The organism is Colwellia sp. 6_MG-2023, assembly GCF_030547765.1.
In the GTDB taxonomy this organism is placed as follows: Bacteria; Pseudomonadota; Gammaproteobacteria; order Enterobacterales; family Alteromonadaceae; genus Colwellia.
Genome location: NZ_JAUOPP010000019.1, coordinates 1 through 19,056, shown reverse-complemented (window position 1 = coordinate 19,056; position 19,056 = coordinate 1). Strand labels below are relative to the sequence as shown.

At 35.5% G+C, this 19,056-nt stretch carries 10 protein-coding genes; 7 read left to right on the top strand and 3 right to left on the bottom strand.

All coding sequences use genetic code 11. The annotated features are described in order from the left end of the window. Positions 1–58: 58 nt before the first annotated feature. Together cysD and Q4503_RS12570 are read right to left on the bottom strand one after the other, a co-directional pair. Entirely contained in the window at positions 59–964 is a 906-nt protein-coding gene (cysD, locus tag Q4503_RS12575) for a sulfate adenylyltransferase subunit CysD (RefSeq protein ID WP_354668420.1), read from the bottom strand. A 216-nt stretch (positions 965–1,180) separates the two neighbouring features. Further along, complete coding sequence (locus Q4503_RS12570) at positions 1,181–1,489, bottom strand: ComEA family DNA-binding protein (RefSeq protein WP_303602478.1); 309 nt, start codon at positions 1,487–1,489, stop codon at positions 1,181–1,183. A gap of 170 nt (positions 1,490–1,659) precedes the next feature. Between Q4503_RS12570 and mfd the strand changes: the two genes are divergently transcribed. From mfd to Q4503_RS12545, 5 genes are all read left to right on the top strand, one after another. Beyond that, on the top strand, positions 1,660–5,265 hold the full coding sequence (gene mfd, locus Q4503_RS12565) for a transcription-repair coupling factor (protein WP_303602477.1): 3,606 nt from the start codon (positions 1,660–1,662) through the stop codon (positions 5,263–5,265). A gap of 27 nt (positions 5,266–5,292) precedes the next feature. Beyond that, positions 5,293–6,696, top strand: coding sequence for a CsiV family protein (locus tag Q4503_RS12560; protein ID WP_303602476.1), 1,404 nt, complete (start codon positions 5,293–5,295; stop codon positions 6,694–6,696). A gap of 58 nt (positions 6,697–6,754) precedes the next feature. Next, complete coding sequence (locus Q4503_RS12555; protein WP_215973788.1) at positions 6,755–7,033, top strand: DUF1244 domain-containing protein; 279 nt, start codon at positions 6,755–6,757, stop codon at positions 7,031–7,033. 711 nt (positions 7,034–7,744) lie between these two features. Then, the gene (locus tag Q4503_RS12550; protein ID WP_303602475.1) at positions 7,745–10,660 is read left to right on the top strand and encodes a TonB-dependent siderophore receptor; all 2,916 of its coding nucleotides are present in this window, start codon (positions 7,745–7,747) and stop codon (positions 10,658–10,660) included. A 156-nt stretch (positions 10,661–10,816) separates the two neighbouring features. Next, a complete protein-coding gene (locus Q4503_RS12545; RefSeq protein WP_303602474.1) occupies positions 10,817–12,484 on the top strand; it encodes a tetratricopeptide repeat-containing sulfotransferase family protein in 1,668 nt (555 codons plus the stop codon). 130 nt (positions 12,485–12,614) lie between these two features. Here Q4503_RS12545 and ccoG read toward each other — a convergent pair whose 3' ends face one another. Beyond that, positions 12,615–13,988: a cytochrome c oxidase accessory protein CcoG gene (gene ccoG, locus Q4503_RS12540; RefSeq protein WP_215973785.1), complete on the bottom strand. Its 1,374-nt coding sequence runs from the start codon at positions 13,986–13,988 to the stop codon at positions 12,615–12,617. 114 nt (positions 13,989–14,102) lie between these two features. On the opposite strand from ccoG, the gene Q4503_RS12535 reads away from it, so the two are divergent. Then, on the top strand, positions 14,103–15,377 hold the full coding sequence (locus tag Q4503_RS12535; protein WP_303602473.1) for a PLP-dependent aminotransferase family protein: 1,275 nt from the start codon (positions 14,103–14,105) through the stop codon (positions 15,375–15,377). 149 nt (positions 15,378–15,526) lie between these two features. Beyond that, positions 15,527–19,056, top strand: a 3,530-nt coding sequence (locus Q4503_RS18840; protein ID WP_368506798.1) for an EAL domain-containing protein, incomplete at its 3' end; no start/stop codon positions are given.

Here is a 19,056-nt window from a genome sequence, read left to right as displayed (position 1 = left end):
GTTATGTTGAAAATAGAAGCCTTACCTTAGTTATACATATAAGGTTTATATTTAAGGCTTAGAAGTAACCTTCCATCTTTTTCTTTTCCATCGAGCCAGCACTATCATGATCTATTACACGACCTTGGCGTTCAGAGGTTTTTGTTAATAACATTTCTTGAATAATTTCAGGTAACGTAGTCGCTGTTGACTCAACTGCACCTGTTAATGGGTAACAACCAAGCGTTCTAAAACGAACACTTTTCATTTGTATTTCTTCATCTTCTTCAATTGGCATACGATCGTCATCAACCATGATTAATGTACCATCACGTTCAACAACTGGACGTTTTTCAGCTAAATAAAGTGGCACAATTGGAATGCTTTCTAGATAGATATACTGCCAAATATCAAGCTCAGTCCAATTAGATAAAGGGAAAACACGAATACTTTCGCCTTTATGAACTTTACCGTTATAGATATTCCATAATTCAGGACGTTGGCTTTTAGGATCCCAACGATGTTTATCATCACGGAATGAGTAAACACGCTCTTTGGCACGAGACTTTTCTTCATCACGGCGTGCGCCGCCAAAAGCAGCATCAAATCCGTATTTATTTAGCGCTTGCTTTAAGCCTTGTGTTTTCATCACGTCCGTATGGGTTGCACTACCATGAGTAAATGGTCCCATTCCCATGGCAATACCTTCCGGGTTTTGATGAACAAGTAGCTCAAAACCATAGTCTTTTGCCATTTGATCACGAAAAGCGATCATTTCTTTAAATTTCCAATTCGTATCAACGTGCAATAATGGAAAAGGGATTTTACCTGGAGCAAAAGCTTTGCGAGCAAGATGTAACAAAACTGCAGAGTCTTTACCGACAGAATAAAGCATTACAGGGTTATCAAACTCTGCAGCCACTTCACGAAAAATATGAATAGATTCCGATTCTAATTTTTTTAAATGAGTTAAATTCATTGCCAATACACAACTGTTGATAAAATTAATAAGGTAAGAATGCCACACCTACCTTGATTTTTCTATAATAAGAAACAGCTTTATTATAACCAAAAGGAATAACAAGATGATCTGTCTAACTTTCATAACGATAGTTAGACAGTAGTGTTAATTTAGTAGCTCAACTTATAAAAAAGTCAGCGAAATGCTGACTTTTAGAAACACACATTAATGATATCCGTGCTATATTTTCAGGCGACCCATATTATCCTTTAATACTTTTTCGCCTATACCTTTAACATTCATTAAATCGTTAATAGACTTAAAATCTCCCATTTTTTTGCGATATGCTAAAATCGCTTGTGCTTTTTTCTGACCAATTCCTTTTAAAGTCATTAACTCTTCGAGGGTAGATTTGTTCAAATGAACAACTTGTTGTATTGCTTTAACTTCCTTCGTGACCGTTGGTGCAGCAATAGCTAAATTTGAATTGAACAATAACGTAGTAGTGAATAACGCACAGAGCAGTGCTCTCATAATTAAAACTTTCATATTAATTCCTTATAAATAGTCCCATTAAAAGTTCAAACATCGATGCAACTGGTTAGATGTTCATTATTATGTTTAGATGTGAAATATATTTTTGTCAAATGCATTTAAAATTGTACAGAAATAGTTAAACTATACAGTTATAATTTTTGAACTATCATTTAAAGCATTCCATGAGCAAAAAAAGCTATTTACTGGCGCCAACTCTAGCTAAAAATAAAACAACTAATACAAGTACCACAGTTGACAGAAAAACTTGGCACAATTTGCAAGGCTCAAGTGCGAGTATTGCTTTGTATCGAGGAGCGTTAACAAGTGATGTTCCAATATTATTACTCACTCATGACACGCCTTCTGCACTCAAACTAGAGCAGGAGCTACAAAGTTTATCGCAAGACGAAAATGCATTATCGATTTGCTTATTTCCTGATTGGGAAACACTACCCTACGATACTTTTTCTCCTCATCAAGATATTATTTCTCAAAGGCTAGCGACTCTTTACCAATTGTCCCGCATGAAAAAAGGCATTGTTATTGTGCCTGTAACAACATTGGCGCAAAGGCTAGCACCTAAGAAATATATAGAAGCAAATAGTTTAGTCATTAAAAAAGGTGATAAGAAAGACTTACATCAACTTCGACAAGATCTAGAAGCAAGTGGTTACCGCTGTGTTGATCAAGTTATGGAGCATGGTGAGTTTTCTGCTCGTGGTGCTATTTTAGATCTATTTCCTATGGGCAGTAATACCCCATTTCGTTTAGACTTTTTTGATGACGAAATTGATGAAATCCGTTTGTTTGATCCTGAAAATCAACGGTCAAATGAAAAAGTAGACAATATTGATTTATTGCCCGCTCATGAATTTCCAACAGACAAAGAGGCCATTAACTTATTTCGTAGCCAATATCGTGAACTGTTTAAAAGCTCGATTGATAAGGAGTCTATCTATCATCAAGTAAGTAATGGAATTCTTCCTCCTGGGATAGAATATTATTTACCGCTTTTTTTCAAAAATGAAAGTACTGAAGATTGCACCGATACGCTTAAAAATACCAATACACTGTGTGATTATTTAATGCCTGATACGCTAATTGCTATTTCAGGTGATTTAGAAAAATCATTAAAAAAACACTGGCAAGACATTGAATATCGCTATGAAAATAGACGCTACAATCCTACTCGACCTTTATTACCACCAGAGCAACTATTCTTAAGCAAAGATGAGTTATATAGCGCATTAAAGCCATTTGCACGTATTACTATAAAAAGCTGTGAAGAAGAAGCTCAACTAAGCACTGATGAAAATGACAATATCAGTGGTAGTATTGATAACAAAAAACAAAAATCGAGTGCTATTTATTTCGATGTTAATGCCCTGCCCGATCTGACTATTGATCATAAGTTAAAACAACCTTTTGAATTAATAAATAACTTCATTCAGTCAAAAGAGACACCCAATAAAATTTTATTTATCGCTGAGAGTCAAGGTCGACGTGAAAGTGTTTTAGAGTTACTCGCACGTGATAATGTCAAACCCAGCATTTTTAATACTATTGAAGACTTTATTGAGTCAGATGAATTATTAGGTATCAGTGTTAATGCACTTAACCAAGGTTTTAGTTTTCAATCAAAAAGCAGTGCAAAGAAAAATGCGATTGCTTTAATTACTGAAGCTGAGTTATTAGGCGATCATGTTCGCCAATCAAGACGACGTAACAAATCACAAGAAATTGAAACTGACGCTATTTTCAAAAATTTAGCGGAACTTTCTATCGGTCAAGCTGTTGTACATATAGAACATGGTATCGGTCGATATTTAGGTTTACAAACACTAGAAACCGGTGGCATAACCACTGAATTTTTAATGCTTAGTTATGCTAACGACGCAAAACTCTATGTACCTGTTGCCTCTTTACATTTAATTAGCCGCTATTCAGGTACCGACGCTGAGCATGCTCCTTTACATAAATTGGGTACAGATACTTGGAGCAAAGCGAAACAAAAAGCAGCTGAAAAAGTACGTGATGTAGCAGCTGAATTACTTGATATTTATGCCAACCGCGCAAACAATACCGGCTATGCTTTTAAGCGAGATAAAGATGATTATTTAGCCTTTAGTGATAGTTTTGGTTTTGAAGAAACATTTGATCAGCAACAAGCGATAAATGCCGTTATTAGCGATATGCTGTCTGCAAAAACAATGGACAGGTTAGTATGTGGTGATGTCGGCTTTGGTAAAACCGAGGTCGCAATGCGCGCCGCTTTTGTGGCGGTAAATGATGGTAAACAAGTTGCCATACTAGTACCCACTACGCTGCTTGCCCAGCAACATTATGAAAGTTTTCGCGATCGTTTTGCGAACTGGCCAGTTTCAATCGAAGTATTATCTCGCTTTAAAACAGCAAAACAACAAACTGAAATTATAAAACAAGTTGAATCTGGGCAGATAGATATCTTAATAGGCACTCATAAACTACTACAAAACAGTATTAAATATAAAGACTTAGGATTGTTGGTAGTAGACGAAGAGCATAGATTTGGCGTAAAACAAAAAGAAAAAATTAAACAACTACGTAGCAATGTTGATATTCTTACCTTAACTGCAACCCCTATTCCTAGAACACTTAATATGGCAATGGGTGGCATGCGTGATTTATCAATTATTGCGACACCACCAGCAAAACGACTAGCTGTTAAAACTTTTGTTCGCCAGCATGATGATGCCTTAATTAGAGAAGCGATTTTACGAGAAACATTACGTGGTGGTCAGGTTTACTATTTACATAATCATGTCGATAGCATAGAAAAAACCGCCGCAGATATTCAAGCACTAGTACCAGAAGCTAGGGTTATTACTGCTCATGGACAAATGCAAGAACGAGAACTTGAACGTATCATGAGTGATTTTTATCACCAACGGTTCAATGTTATCGTTTGTACGACCATTATAGAAACAGGTATTGATGTCCCTAGTGCAAATACCATTATAATGGATCGAGCTGATAATTTAGGGTTAGCTCAATTACATCAACTACGTGGCCGTGTTGGTCGTTCGCACCATCAAGCCTATGCTTACCTGTTAACACCTCACGAAAAACGCATGACTAAAGATGCGAAAAAACGTCTTGAAGCTATCGCGTCATTAGAAGATTTAGGTGCTGGATTTACATTGGCAACACATGATTTAGAAATACGTGGCGCAGGGGAATTACTTGGTGAAGATCAATCAGGATCCATGAGCCAAGTTGGCTTCAGTTTATATATGGAAATGCTTGACCATGCGGTAGAAGCCCTAAAAGATGGTAAGCAATTATCATTAACACAAGTCACCGCAAAACAAACTGAAATAGAGCTACGTTTACCTGCCCTTATTCCTGAAAGTTATATTTTTGATGTAAGTATACGATTAAGCTTATATAAACGTATCGCTAGTTGTAAAAATAAAAATCAACTGGATGATATTCAAGTTGAGTTAATCGATCGCTTTGGATTGTTACCACAAGCAACGAAGAACTTAATTCAAATAGCTAAAATACGCTTGAAAGCTCAAACTATTGGTATTTCACGTATTGAAGTCAACGAAAAAGGTGGATCAGTTGAATTCAATGACGATACCAGCGTGGATCATATGTTGATCATTGCCTTAGTGCAAAAGCAACCAACAACGTATAAAATGGTGCCTCCTAATAAGCTTAAGTTTAGTCGAGCAAGTGAAGGTGAACAAGCCAGGTTTAGCTTAATCACCACTTTATTAAATGATCTAACCACAGCTAAATAAAGATAACTTAAAATAATTGGACTATTAATGAAAGTAAATCCAGCTTTTTTCTATTCACTATTTGCTCTTGGCATCTCAACAGTAACCATGAGTTCAGACGTGTACGCTAAAAATAAAGCAGCAGATGAACGTTGGTTTGAAGTTGAAGTGATACTTTTCCAACAATTAGGCAACAAAAACGAATTAAAAGAACAATTTCCTGAGGATATTGACGTATCCAGTTTGCCTAATTACCAAAAATCTTTTGATTTATTAGGGCCTCACATCCAGCCCGATTTAACAAACATAAAACAGTTCTTGCCACTTTGCTCTAAAGAAAGTGAAAATAATATTCAGCCAGTATTGTTACACCCTCTTAAACGTACTAATGCTACTTTTGATAAAAAAGTTAATCAAGTTACACAAATCACCGCGATTAATACATTTGAGTTAAGAGAAAGAGCGGATATCTCTTCTCAAAATTTACTATTCGACAACTTAACCCATAAACTTTTATCTACTGACACTATATGTGCTATTTCTCAGCAAGAAATGGAAAGATTATTTGATAAAGAGCAGCTCGCTAATATGAATATAAATTCAGTCGAGATAAATGCGCTGCCAAATAAGTTGAATGCTTTAGGTATACACAATGAATACAACCCTTACTTAATTGCTGATGAATCTTTACTATTAACTGATATTAGTCAGCGACTACGCTGGAGCAAAACATTTAAACCGCTACTACATTTTGGCTGGAGACAAGTTGGCGTAACGCAAAAAGATGCTATTCCACTTAAGTTATTTGCGGGTCAAAATTTAGCGCATGAATACCAAAAAGCATTAGAAGAATATCAACTTGAGGTTGAGAAAGAAAAACTATTAGAAGAAAACTTAATTAATCAACTAACTAAAACACAAAACTCAACACTGACAACAGAGTCGACTAACATTGAAAGATCTCGTAATAATCAGCAAGTCTTAAACCAAATATTTACACGTTTTAATGCGTTTAGTCGAGAGCCTATTGATATAGATACAATTAATAAGACAGTTAACCAAGTTAACGAAATGGATTTGGAAACTATTATAGCCACCAATTCTGTAGAGACTATTGTCAACAAACAACACTCAGAACTAGGTACCCCACTCAAGGCACCAATTCAACCTTGGTTCTTAGATGGTTTTCTTAAAATACACCTAGATCATTATCTTTATATAACTGCTGATTTCAATGTATTTAATGAAAGTGATCTTGAAAAAATAATTAAAAATGTGCCAACTAGTAGTAATGATAGTACAGCAAAACTTATTAACTTTAGCCAAAACCGTCGAGTAATAACAGGTGAAATACACTACTTTGATCACCCTTACATTGGCATGATAGTACAAATAAGACGTTTCGATCCAACAAAACCAGAAGGTGAACAAGTAAGCCAAGCGATAAAATAGTCTTAGCAAGCAACTTCTTCATAAAAATCATATAACAATTAGCTTTAATAGGAATATCATGAACAAAGAAACTGAAATTCAAGCTGCAGTCTTTCGTCGTTTATTAGCTCATTTAGATAGTAGAAAAGATGTACAAAACATTGAACTGATGAATTTAGCGGGTTTTTGTCGTAATTGTTTTAGTAAATGGACAGTAGCTGAAGCAGAAAAACTTGGTGTTTCAGTCGATATCGATAGCGCACGAGAACAAGTATACGGTATGCCTTACAGTGAATGGAAAGAAAAATATCAGCTGCCAGCTACCGAAGAGCAACTTGCTAAATTTAATAAAGGTTAACGAAACAAATTAACGTTATCAAGAATATAAAGTACTCGTTAATTTACACTATTAAACTCATGATAATTCTCTGAAATGATTAGTCTCAGAGAATTATCATTTTATCACCTACTTATCAGCACCTTTATCGATAATGGCAATACAAACAGCTCTTGCTTCTAACTCGATAGGCACGTTATTTAAAGTTTTTAAAATTAATAATTACCGCTCTTAGGACGTAATAACTTGTTACATCTAATAAGTTAAAAAAATTCAATTGTTCTTTTTTTGTACTAGTAAATTAAATTCAAATAGATAAAAACACGCAAAAAAAATATAACTAATTGATTTTTATTTATTTTTCACTAAGTTTAATATTTAAACAACTAGTAACGAAAACTTTACTACCTCCAAAACAAAGTAACATATTGATTTTTATATATTTATCATAATTTAACATGCTAAGTTTACTTTTTCTAAGTTTTTTTATTTAAGTAAATGATACTATATTAAAGTAAAGTCAACTTGTAACCAGTTGATTTAAAATAAAATTACCCGCCCTTCTCCGTTTATCCTTTTGTTGAATTTAAATGTTACAATTAGTGTTGCCTTATTAAGCGCTAAGTACTAGTATTTTAAAGGTTAGTTCCTGCCGTTAGAGCAAAATAATATTAGGATTAACACTTTACTTAAACACTGCAAGTAACCACGTTAGTGGTTCAGGGAGAAAATATGTATAACAATACTAAAATAGCGAAAGCTGTTCGTTTGGCCGTAATGTTCGGTGCAGGCGCAACGGCTGCAATGAGTTCAACCTCATTTGCTGCTTCTGAAGAAAGTGCAGAACAAATTGAAAAAATCGAAGTAACTGGTTCTCGCATTAAACGTGCAAATATCCAAAGTACAAGCCCTATTACTACAATATCCGCTGAAGATATTAAAGTTTCTGGTATTACTCGTATCGAAGATGTATTGAATGAAATGCCGGCTATTTTTGCTGACCAAACATCTGGTGTAGCTAATGGCGCAACAGGTACAGCAACGGTTGATTTACGTAATTTAGGCTCTGTACGTACCCTAACATTAATGAATGGTCGTCGATTACCATCAGGTTCACCTGCAGCCGGTGGTACTGGTGCTGATATTAACCAAATTCCAGCAGCGCTAGTAGAACGTGTAGAAGTTTTAACTGGTGGTGCTTCTGCTACATACGGTTCAGATGCTATTGCTGGTGTTGTTAACTTTATCATGAAAGATGATTTTGAAGGTGTTCAATTTGAATACCAAAACAGCTTCTATCAACACAATAATGACCATAGCGATATGCAGCGTGCTGTATCTGAGGCTGGTTTCCCTTTACCTTCAAGTAATGTAACTGACGGTGATACTAACGATTTTTCATTGATTATCGGTGGAAATACTGCTGACGGCAATGGTAATGTTACGTTATATGCTACATACCGTGATATTAAAGCAGTAACACAAGATAACCGTGATTACAGTGCTTGTGCAATGGATATTGATGGTAATGGTCAGCGTGTTTGTGGTGGTTCAAGTACTATACCTGAAGGTCGTTTTACCGATTTTGCTACTTTTGATTACATAGTTCAAGGTACTGATTTTGTAGATCGCAACGGTCTCTTATATAACTACGGTCCTTTAAATTATTATCAACGTCCAGATAAACGTAAAACCTTTGGTGGTTTCGGTCATTATGAAATTAATGAGCATTTTGAAGTTTATGCTGAAGCGAGTTATATGGATGACCGAAGTGTTGCACAGATAGCGCCATCAGGTGCGTTTTTTGTAACTGATAGCTTAAATTGTGATAACCCACTTTTATCAGATCAACAATTTGATGCAATTTGTGGTAGCCAAGGCTTAACCGCAAGCGACAGTCAAACCGTTTATATTGGTCGTCGTAATGTTGAAGGTGGTCCTCGTCAAGATGATTTAAGACATACGTCTTCACGCTTTGTTCTTGGTCTACGTGGTTATATCAATGATGACTGGTCTTATGATGCATCAGTAAACTTTGGTTCAGTTGCTTATTTAGAAACTTACCGTAATGAAATGTCAATAACGAACATTAAGCGTGCGCTAAATGTTAAAGATGTTGATGGCGTAGCGACGTGTCAATCTGTTATTGATGGTTCAGATCCTGATTGTGTACCATGGAATGTATTTGAAGAAGGTGGTGTTACTCAGGATTCCCTAGACTACCTAATTAAAAACTTATACTCTCGTGGTGATACAAAAAGTACACAAATGGTTGGTTTCGTATCGGGTGATTTAACTGAATCTGGCTTTATGGTACCAGGTACCACTACTGGTGCTGGTGTTGTATTTGGTTATGAGTACCGTAAAGAATCATTAACTCTTGAACCAGATAATGGTTTTACTTCAGGTGATGGTGCTGGTCAAGGTGGCCCAACTGCCGGTGTTAAAGGTGAGTACTCAGTAACAGATTTATTTACTGAATTTAATTTACCACTAATTGAAGATGCTAAGTTTGCACAAGAGTTAGGTGTAGAGCTAGCATATCGTTATTCAGATTATTCAGTAGAAGGTACTACTGACAAGTCTACAGATACTTATAAAGCAGCACTTAACTGGACTGTTAACGACGAAGTTCGCTTCCGTGCTAGTTACCAACGCGCAGTACGTACAGGTAATGTACGTGAATTATTTGCACCAACATCAATTGGTTTATTCAACTGGTCAGATCCTTGTGGACCTAACCCTACGTTAACGGAAGAGCAATGTGCACGTACTGGTGTTACAGCTGCACAATATGGTTCTTCTAGCTTAGAGAGTCCTGCTGGTCAATATAACTCTGTTTCTGGTGGTAACCTAGATCTTAGACCTGAAAAATCAGATACGGTTTCATTAGGTTTAATTTTATCTCCTAGCTTCCTTGATGGATTAGATATCACATTCGATTACTTTAATATTCAAATTGAAGATGCGATTCAATCGAAAGGTGCTGCTGTTGTTCATAACGAATGTGCGGTTGATAATCTTCAATCTTCATGTGACTTAATCAACCGTAATGCAAATACAGGTGCATTATGGGTTGGACAAGATAGCATCATTGATACTAATAGTAATATCGGTTTTATTGAAACTTCAGGTATTGATGTTGATGCTTCTTATGAACTTTCTTTAGATGATATGGGTGAGGTTCGCTTCAATTTTGTTGGTACATACTTGATGCAACTTGATACGCAAAATACTCCGGGTATTGCTATTGACTCTTGTGAAGGTTACTGGGATCGTTCAGTGTGTGGTTCTCCTTCTCCTAAATGGCGTAGTAACTTACGTGCTGCTTGGATAACTCCGTGGGATGCAACAGTTACAGCAACATGGCGTTACTTTGGTGAAGCTGAAGAATTCACTCGTAATGCTGAATCAAATACTATTGAAGCAGGTCCAACTACGTTAGGTGCTCAAAACTACTTAGATCTTGCAGCATCATTTAACACGTTTGAACATGTAACAATACGTTTAGGTGTAAATAACCTTCTTGATAAGGCGCCACCAATGGTACCAAATGCACCATCAGGTAGCGGTAATGGTAATACATTCCCTGGCGCGTATGATGCACTAGGTCGTTTAATTCATGCAGGTGTAACAATTAGCTTCTAATTGTCGTTTGTTTGTAATTTAGATAAAAGAGCCAATATTACATTGGCTCTTTTTTTATATAATCATATATACTTTATTTCGTTTATTTTAATAAGTGCTTTAAAATAAACGAAATAAAGTAAAGTTACTTACTCATTAAATTTTAATTATGGACTTATGAAAGCTGAAGTTACAATCGAATATGCTTTACGGCTACTAAATTCAAATAAATTAGACCAAGGCCAAATGGCACTTGAAGATTTATTAATACAAGATCCTACCAATATCCAAATACACCAGTTATTAGTAAAACTTGGTTTCACTAATAAAAATTATAAATTAGCTGAAAAACATTTAATTAAACTGCTAACCTTTCAACCCTTATCCAAAAACTATTTTAATACCTTAAGTGAGCTCTATAGTGCTCAGTCTCGTTGGCAAGATCTAGCAAACTTATATGAAAAACAATCAAAAAGTAACATTACTAATGCCACAACTTTTTTCAATTGCGCCTATTATCAAAAGCTTTCGGGTAATTTTGAGCAAGCCATTATTTTTTATAATAAAGCATTAGCCATTGGTATTGATAAAGATTATGAAGTATCTTTAAATGTAGCAACCATTCTCAGTGAACACTTATCTGAACCAGATAAAGCCATCGATATTCTCACTAAAGCTATTGTTAAGCATCCTGAACAAGATTCTTTATGCTACAACTTAGCCAATTTATATGAACAATTAGGTAATAGAAATAAAGCGCTATATTACTTTCAGTTAGCTTGTACAATCAATCCTAAAAATTATACTGCGCTAGCTAGACAAGCTGATCTTTATAAAATTGAAAATCAAGAGCACCCACTAATTAATCAATTAAAAGATGCTTTCTTAAGCTCTGATATTGCTCAGTCAGATAAAATCAATGTTGGTTATGCTCTAGGAAAGGCTTTTGATGATTGTAAAGCTTATGATCTTGCGTTTCATTATTATCAACAAGCTAATGAATTAGATAAAAAAACGCTACCGTCATACGATGCTATAAAGTTTGAACATACAGTAGACAGTATTATAGCTACTTTTAATAAGCAGTGGTTTTCTACTGTAGATAGCACAGAGTCTAGCAGCACTTCACCTGTTTTCATCTGTGGTATGTTTCGTTCAGGTTCAACACTTTGCGAACAAATATTAGCTGCACATTCAGGTATCAGTATTGGAGGTGAGCAAGAGTTTTTTCATCGTTTAATGTTTAATAATTACCCTGATTTTCCACAAAATGTTCTTGAAGATATACAGGTAGATCGAAAAAAAGATAGATTACTTTCAGAATACTTAACGGAAATTAACCGCTTTAAAAACCAAGGTGATCAATTAACTGACAAACGACCAGATAATTTTTTATACTTAGGGATAATTAAATTACTTATGCCTAATGCTAAAGTTATATGGACTACTCGTTCAATACTAGATAATTGCTTATCAATTTATTTTCTGCGTTTAGGATCTTCTATGGCTTATGCGACAGAACTAAAAAATATTATTCATTTTTACCAGCAACAAGAAAGGTTAATGGCACATTGGCAGTCATTATTTCCAGAAGATATTTTAACATTTAATTATGACAATCTAATCCAATCACCTAAAGAGCAAACCCAACGACTGCTTTCATTTATAGGGTTACCTTGGGAGGATAACTGCCTTAATTTTCATCAATATAAAAATCAAGTTAAAACAGCAAGTGTTTGGCAGGTAAGAAGACCACTATATAATAGCTCTTCAGGTAGGTGCAATAATTACCAAAAGCATTTAGAGACTTTATTCCCCTTAAGTTCACTAAAGAGTATTAAGTAATCAGAGCTTGGCTTAATAATATCAACAATATTAGGTGTAAAAACTCAGTATGCTCTAAATAAAATAATAACTCTGTCAACGTAGAAATATTCGAGAGAGTTATTATTGCTATTGCCCTAGTAAGTGAATATTACCAACCACCATCACCACTATAAAAAGATGTATTTTTTATTACCTGCTTATTATCAACTATATCGACAATATTAAAGCGAATATCATTTCTCCCATCGACTAAAGGCTGCTCAACAGCTACTGTTACTGATGATGTTTTCATATCCCCAGGTAAAACTTGTACCTTTGCTTGTCCCATAATACGAGCATGAGTTAAATCTGCGACAGCAATTTTAAAGGTTTTAGTTTCACTCGATTTATTTCTGATTTTAAAAACATACGTATTTTCGATATGGCCTTCATGGTTAACACGATACAATGCTTGTCGATCTCTAATAATATTCACTTCAAAAGATTGCCAAGTTAAAACCCACACCAGCATAGATAAAATGCTTAAAGATACTATAGCGCCATAAACTATATGCCTTTTCCACCTGTTTTTCGGCGCTTGTTCATGAGTAAAAGAGATTAACCCTTTTTCGTAATTAAATTTATCCATTGTCATATCACACGCATCAACACATAAACCACAATTAATACATTCGTATTGTAAACCGTCTCGAATATCGATGCCTACCGGACAAACTTGAACACATAAATTACAATCAACACAGTCACCTAACGCTGCTGCTTTTTCCTGTGTGCGTTTTCTTTTACCTCGGCTTTCGCCTCGCTTAAAGTCATAGCTGACAAGCTTAGTTGATTTATCAAACATTGCAGACTGTATTCGTGAATAGGGACACATATGTAAACACATTTTCTCCCTTATCCAACCAGCGTTTATATAAGTACAAGCCATGAAAAATAAGACCCACGAAACAACCAATGAAGATGATTCTAATGTAAAAAAATTAATATAGAGTTCTTTAACGGGCACAAAATAAGAAATAAATACTAAGGCAGTAAACAGTGAAATAATCAACCAACAACAATGCTTAACGAGTTTTTTAACTAATTTATTAAAGTTTAATTTTTGTGCATTAAGATATTTACTATGATTATGAGAGCCTTCAATTCTGCGTTCAACCCAATTAAAGAGTAGCATCCAAATAGTTTGAGGACAGCTAAAACCACACCATATTCGTCCATAAATTTTAGTTATGTAAAATAGTAAAAACGCGGAAAAAATAAATACTAGGCAAAGAAGCAGCAAATCTTGTGGGAAAAGTGTTAATGAAAACAAAGAAACCCTTTGCTGTTCAAGATTAAAATATACGGCTTGAGAACCATGATATTCAATAAAAGGAATCAAAATAAAAATAGCCATTAAGGTAAAACTTAAATAACGACGAATTCGCTGAAAACGCCCTTTTTGTTCTCTAATATATATATTTTCATCAACTACTGATGTTTTACAAATAAGATTTTCTTTCGATAAATATGACGAATTCACCTTGCTACTCCGATAGTAAGTTACACGAAGCTTAGTTTAAATATTCAATCTGTTATTAATAGATACAAATAAATAAACTATAATAGGTACAGTTTAATTAATGATAATTAACTTATGACACAGTTTAAATCTGGTTATTATGTATCCCCCGTTAACCAAAATCATAATATACATATTGAACTAAAAAAAATTAGCCAACCTAAACTTGTTGATGTACCTGAAGTGTTTTATGAAATAATGGAACGAAGTGCGGCTTTTGACATTACGCCTCAACACATAAATAACGAACAAGTATCGACTAACTTATTGTTATTAAACAGACATATCAGTCGCGCTTTAAGACAAAAACCACAAAGTAATGCTTTGTATTATTCAGAGCCCCCAGGTGATCGCAACTTAAGACATCAAATTAGTAAGCATTACCGAAAACGGAATCTCAATATAACAGTAGAACAAGTCTGCATTACTTCTGGTTGCCAAAATAGTTTGTTTTTAGCGCTTATGGCAACTTGTGAAGCTGGGGATATTGTTGCTATTGAGAGTCCAGCATTTTATGGCGCCTTACAATTATTCCAGCAATTAAAATTAAAAGTCATAGAATTACCTAGCTCTCTTACCACTGGCTTAACCGTTCAATCGTTACAAAAAGCAGCTGAAGAGTGGGAGATTAAAGCCTGTATTTTAACTCCTAATTTTGCTACACCAACAGGCGCTTTGATGCAAAATAAGGAAAAACGTAAACTCGTTGCGCTCGCCGCAAAGAACAATATCACGTTAATTGAAGATGATATCTATGGTGATTTAGGATTTCATACCACTGTCGAGCCACTTAAAAGTTATGATACACAAGGAAATGTTATACTTTGTAGCTCATTCTCTAAAGCACTATCACGAGATCTACGCATTGGTTGGATAATAACGAATAAGCATTACAAAAAAATCGTTCATTTAAAATTAGTTAATCAACTCTCTACTAGCCAAGCAATTCAAAACGGCTTAACAAGTTTTATGGCTGAAGGAAGTTTTGATCGGCATATTTATCAATACCGCAAAACTTTACTAAAACAGCGTGATCAATTAATTAATGGCATAAAAGATAACTGGAAAATACCGACTAAATTTATGGTACCTGATGGCGGCCTAACAATCTGGATAGAGTTACCGCCCGAAGTTGATACATTTGTACTTTATCATCAAGCAATATCCGAAGGCATTATTATAACGCCAGGAAAACTCTTTTCTACCACTAATAAATTTTCAAATAATCTTAGATTAAGTTTTGCACATCCAACAACAGGCTCTCGTTTACAAGCACTAGTTAGATTAGGGGAATTATGTAAGGAATTAACCAATACCCGACAAAAATATTTACCGGAATATAATGGTTGAGCCAAATCTTTGCTATAATTGCTGATATGACATCTATGTCAATATCAAGCGCTGTTTTTTATAAGAAATATCTGTGCTTAAGGTTAAATACAAAGAATTTTTTGTTAACAAGAAGAATTCACCTCCTATATTAAGTGCGGATATTACTGATGAAAACTGGCTCTCATAAAATAATTTCATTTATTTTAATCTTAACATTGATAACTATCACGATTGTTTACTATCCATTTAATACAGGACGTGACATAGCTGAAAGACACTCCCCCCTAATTAACGCTGCTATAAAAATTAAGCTTGAAGTAAGTACTGCACACTTGTGGTTTGAAGAAGTTATTAGTGGTGATAAAAATGTAAATATTGAAACTGTCTGGCTCCACCTTGATCAATCAGAATGGTACGCCAAAGCAATGCTTGATGGCGCCACTTACGAAGAAACCGTATTCATCCCCTTAAACGATGCCAATTTACGTACACAAATTGAAAAAACGATAGAGGATATTCATTATTTTCGCCAAATAGCACAAAAACGATGGTCGTCGAAGTCAACATCTGGCATAGGGTCTGATTTAGATCAGGCGCTAGATCTCGCCTTTTCTAAACTGACCACATCTGCAGATAATATTGAGATATCATTAAAAAAGTCGATCGCCGCAGATATTAAAAAATTCAAAGAACGACAACTATTCATCACAATTTTTATTGTTATATTATGTACTGTCATAGGTGGCTTATTCCTTCGTTATAATAACAAGCAACTAAAAAGTATTAATGCATTAAAACAAAATAAAGATAGTGCTCAAAAATCTCAACACCAACTACAAAATATCATTAATGGTGCAAAATTAGGATATTGGGATTGGAACTATCAAACAGGTGAAAATATTGTTAATGATGAATGGTTATCCATGCTTGGTCTCACTAGACAAGATATTACTAACCATATTAGTGATTGGGAAAAACTTATTCACCCAAATGATAAAGAGTACATAGAAAACATTATCCAATCTCGTATTGCATCAGGAAGCAACTACATGATTGAATTCAGAATGAAGCATGCCGATGGTAGATGGATATGGCTTAAAGGCTCTGGCTCTGTCATTAAATATGATGAAGACACTAATGAACCTCTGCAGATTTGTGGTACACATCATGAAATAACAGCGCGTAAACAAGCTGAATTACGCGAACGTTCACGCTCTTATGTCTTAGAACTTATTACAAAAAATGAGAAGCTTTCAGTAGTCTTAGAAGCTATTGTGCATGGTGTTGAGGAAGAAAACACAGGTATGCTTTGTAGCGTTTTATTACTCGATGAGGCCTGTAAACATCTATTAGTTGGAGCCGCCCCTAGTCTCCCCGACTTTTACAACCAAGCTATTCATGGAACTGAGATTGGCTTTGGGGTGGGCTCTTGTGGTACTGCAGTATTTACAAATAAGCGAGTTGTCGTAGAAGACATTCACCACCACCCTTATTGGACGTCGTACAAAGATCTTGCAAGCAAAGCAAAATTAAGCTCATGTTGGTCAGAGCCAATACGTACTACCCAAGGAAAGGTACTAGGTACTTTTGCCATTTATCATCGTACAGTCAATACACCAACAGAAGATAACATAGCTTTAATTGAACAATCGGCTAACTTAGCGAGTATCGCTATTGAAAAAAATCAAGCTAACTTAGCACTAAAATCAAGAGATGAACAAATGCGCTTGGTATTGGCAGGAGCTGAGTTAGGGTTTTGGGATTGGAATATAGTAAAAAGCACTGTTGAAAGGAATGAACGCTGGGCAACAATGTTAGGCTACACTCATGAAGAAATCAAACAAACCACAAATCAATGGTCTGACTTTATCCATCCTGACGATAGAGAAAAGGCCTGGCAATCAATTAATGACGTATTAGAGAGCCGTTCAAAATCCCATAGCCTTGAATATCGTATGTTAACAAAAGAAGGTGATGTTAGATGGATACATGATCAAGCAAATGTGATGCAGCGTGATATGGATGGTAAACCTTTACGTATGAGTGGTATTCATAATGATATTACCAATCGTAAATTAGCAGAAGAAAAGCTCAAACTCGCTGCAAGCGTATTCACACATGCTCGGGAAAGCATCATTATCACTGACACAGCAGGCATAATTATTGATGTTAATGATACATTCACAGCAATGACAGGCTATAGCCGTGAAGAAGCCATTGGGCAGAACCCACGTATTCTAAAATCAAGTCGCCAGTCTTCTGAATTTTATAACAATATGTGGTCAACCTTAAACGAAGAAGGACATTGGCAAGGTGAACTTTGGAATTATCGTAAAAATGGCGACTTATTTGTTGAAATGAAAACAATAAGTGCCGTTCAAGATGAACAAGGAATTACTACCCATTATGTCGCTCTAGGCAATGACATTACGGCAATAAAGGAACATCAAGATCAGTTAGAACACATAGCACATTACGATATACTTACACGTTTACCTAACAGAGTATTACTGGCGGACCGATTATCTCAAGCGATGTTACATTGTAGCCGTCATGAAGAATCTCTTGCGGTTGTCTTTCTAGATTTAGATGGTTTTAAAGCAGTAAATGATACTTATGGCCATGATATCGGAGATGAGTTATTAGTTACTCTGTCTATTCGCATGCAAGAAGCGTTACGAGAAGGTGATAGTTTAGCGCGTCTTGGCGGTGATGAATTTGTCGCAGTGTTAACAGACTTAACACCATCAACTGCAGCTAACGATTGTGAGCCGGTATTATCACGATTATTACTGGCCGCTTCTGAGCCTATAACTATCCGTGACATTGTCTTAAATGTATCTGCCAGCATTGGGGTAACCTTGTACCCACAAGATAATGTCAATGCCGACCAACTGATGCGTCATGCGGATCAAGCTATGTATGTGGCTAAAGAGTCAGGAAAGAATCGTTATCACTTATTTGATACAGCACAAGATGTTGCTGTTAAAGTGCAACGAGAAAGCTTAGAGGCAGTTCGCAGTGCTTTAGAAAATAACCAGTTTGTACTCTACTATCAGCCTAAAGTGAATATGAAAACAGGCACTGTAGTTGGGGTTGAAGCACTTATTCGTTGGCAACATCCTGAGCGGGGTTTACTAGGTCCAATAGAGTTTCTACCCGTTATAGAAAACAACCCCATGATGGTTGAGCTAGGGGAATGGGTAATTGACACTGCCTTAACACAAATTGGTGAGTGGCAAGCCATGGGACTGCAACAGCCATTTAATACCAGTGTTAATATTGCAGCGGTTCAATTACAACAATCAGACTTTACAGAGCGATTAACAAAGCTTCTTTCGAATCACTCAAATGTCGATCCTCGGTGTTTAGAGTTAGAAGTATTAGAAACAAGTGCTTTAGATGATGTCCATCATGTGTCAGCTATTATGTGTGCTTGTATGGCGCTAGGGGTAAAATTTGCGTTAGATGATTTTGGCACGGGTTATTCATCGTTAACTTATTTAAGACGATTACCAGCTAAAATCATTAAGATAGATCAGACTTTTGTACGCGATATGTTAGTTGATACAGATGATTTAGCGATTGTTGAGGGAGTAATTGCGTTAGCTAAATCATTCAAACGAGATGTGATTGCTGAAGGTGTTGAAACGATTGAGCATGGTACTGCGCTCTTGCAGTTGGGGTGTGATTTAGC

Excerpts from the sequence above, each read along its gene's own strand:
- Q4503_RS12570 (WP_303602478.1), bottom strand. The coding sequence starts at position 1,489 with ATGAAAGTTTTAATTATGAGAGCACTGCTCTGTGCGTTATTCACTACT.
- mfd (WP_303602477.1), top strand. The coding sequence starts at position 1,660 with ATGAGCAAAAAAAGCTATTTACTGGCGCCAACTCTAGCTAAAAATAAA.
- Q4503_RS12560 (WP_303602476.1), top strand. The coding sequence starts at position 5,293 with ATGAAAGTAAATCCAGCTTTTTTCTATTCACTATTTGCTCTTGGCATC.
- Q4503_RS12555 (WP_215973788.1), top strand. The coding sequence starts at position 6,755 with ATGAACAAAGAAACTGAAATTCAAGCTGCAGTCTTTCGTCGTTTATTA.
- Q4503_RS12550 (WP_303602475.1), top strand. The coding sequence starts at position 7,745 with ATGTATAACAATACTAAAATAGCGAAAGCTGTTCGTTTGGCCGTAATG.
- Q4503_RS12545 (WP_303602474.1), top strand. The coding sequence starts at position 10,817 with ATGAAAGCTGAAGTTACAATCGAATATGCTTTACGGCTACTAAATTCA.
- Q4503_RS12535 (WP_303602473.1), top strand. The coding sequence starts at position 14,103 with ATGACACAGTTTAAATCTGGTTATTATGTATCCCCCGTTAACCAAAAT.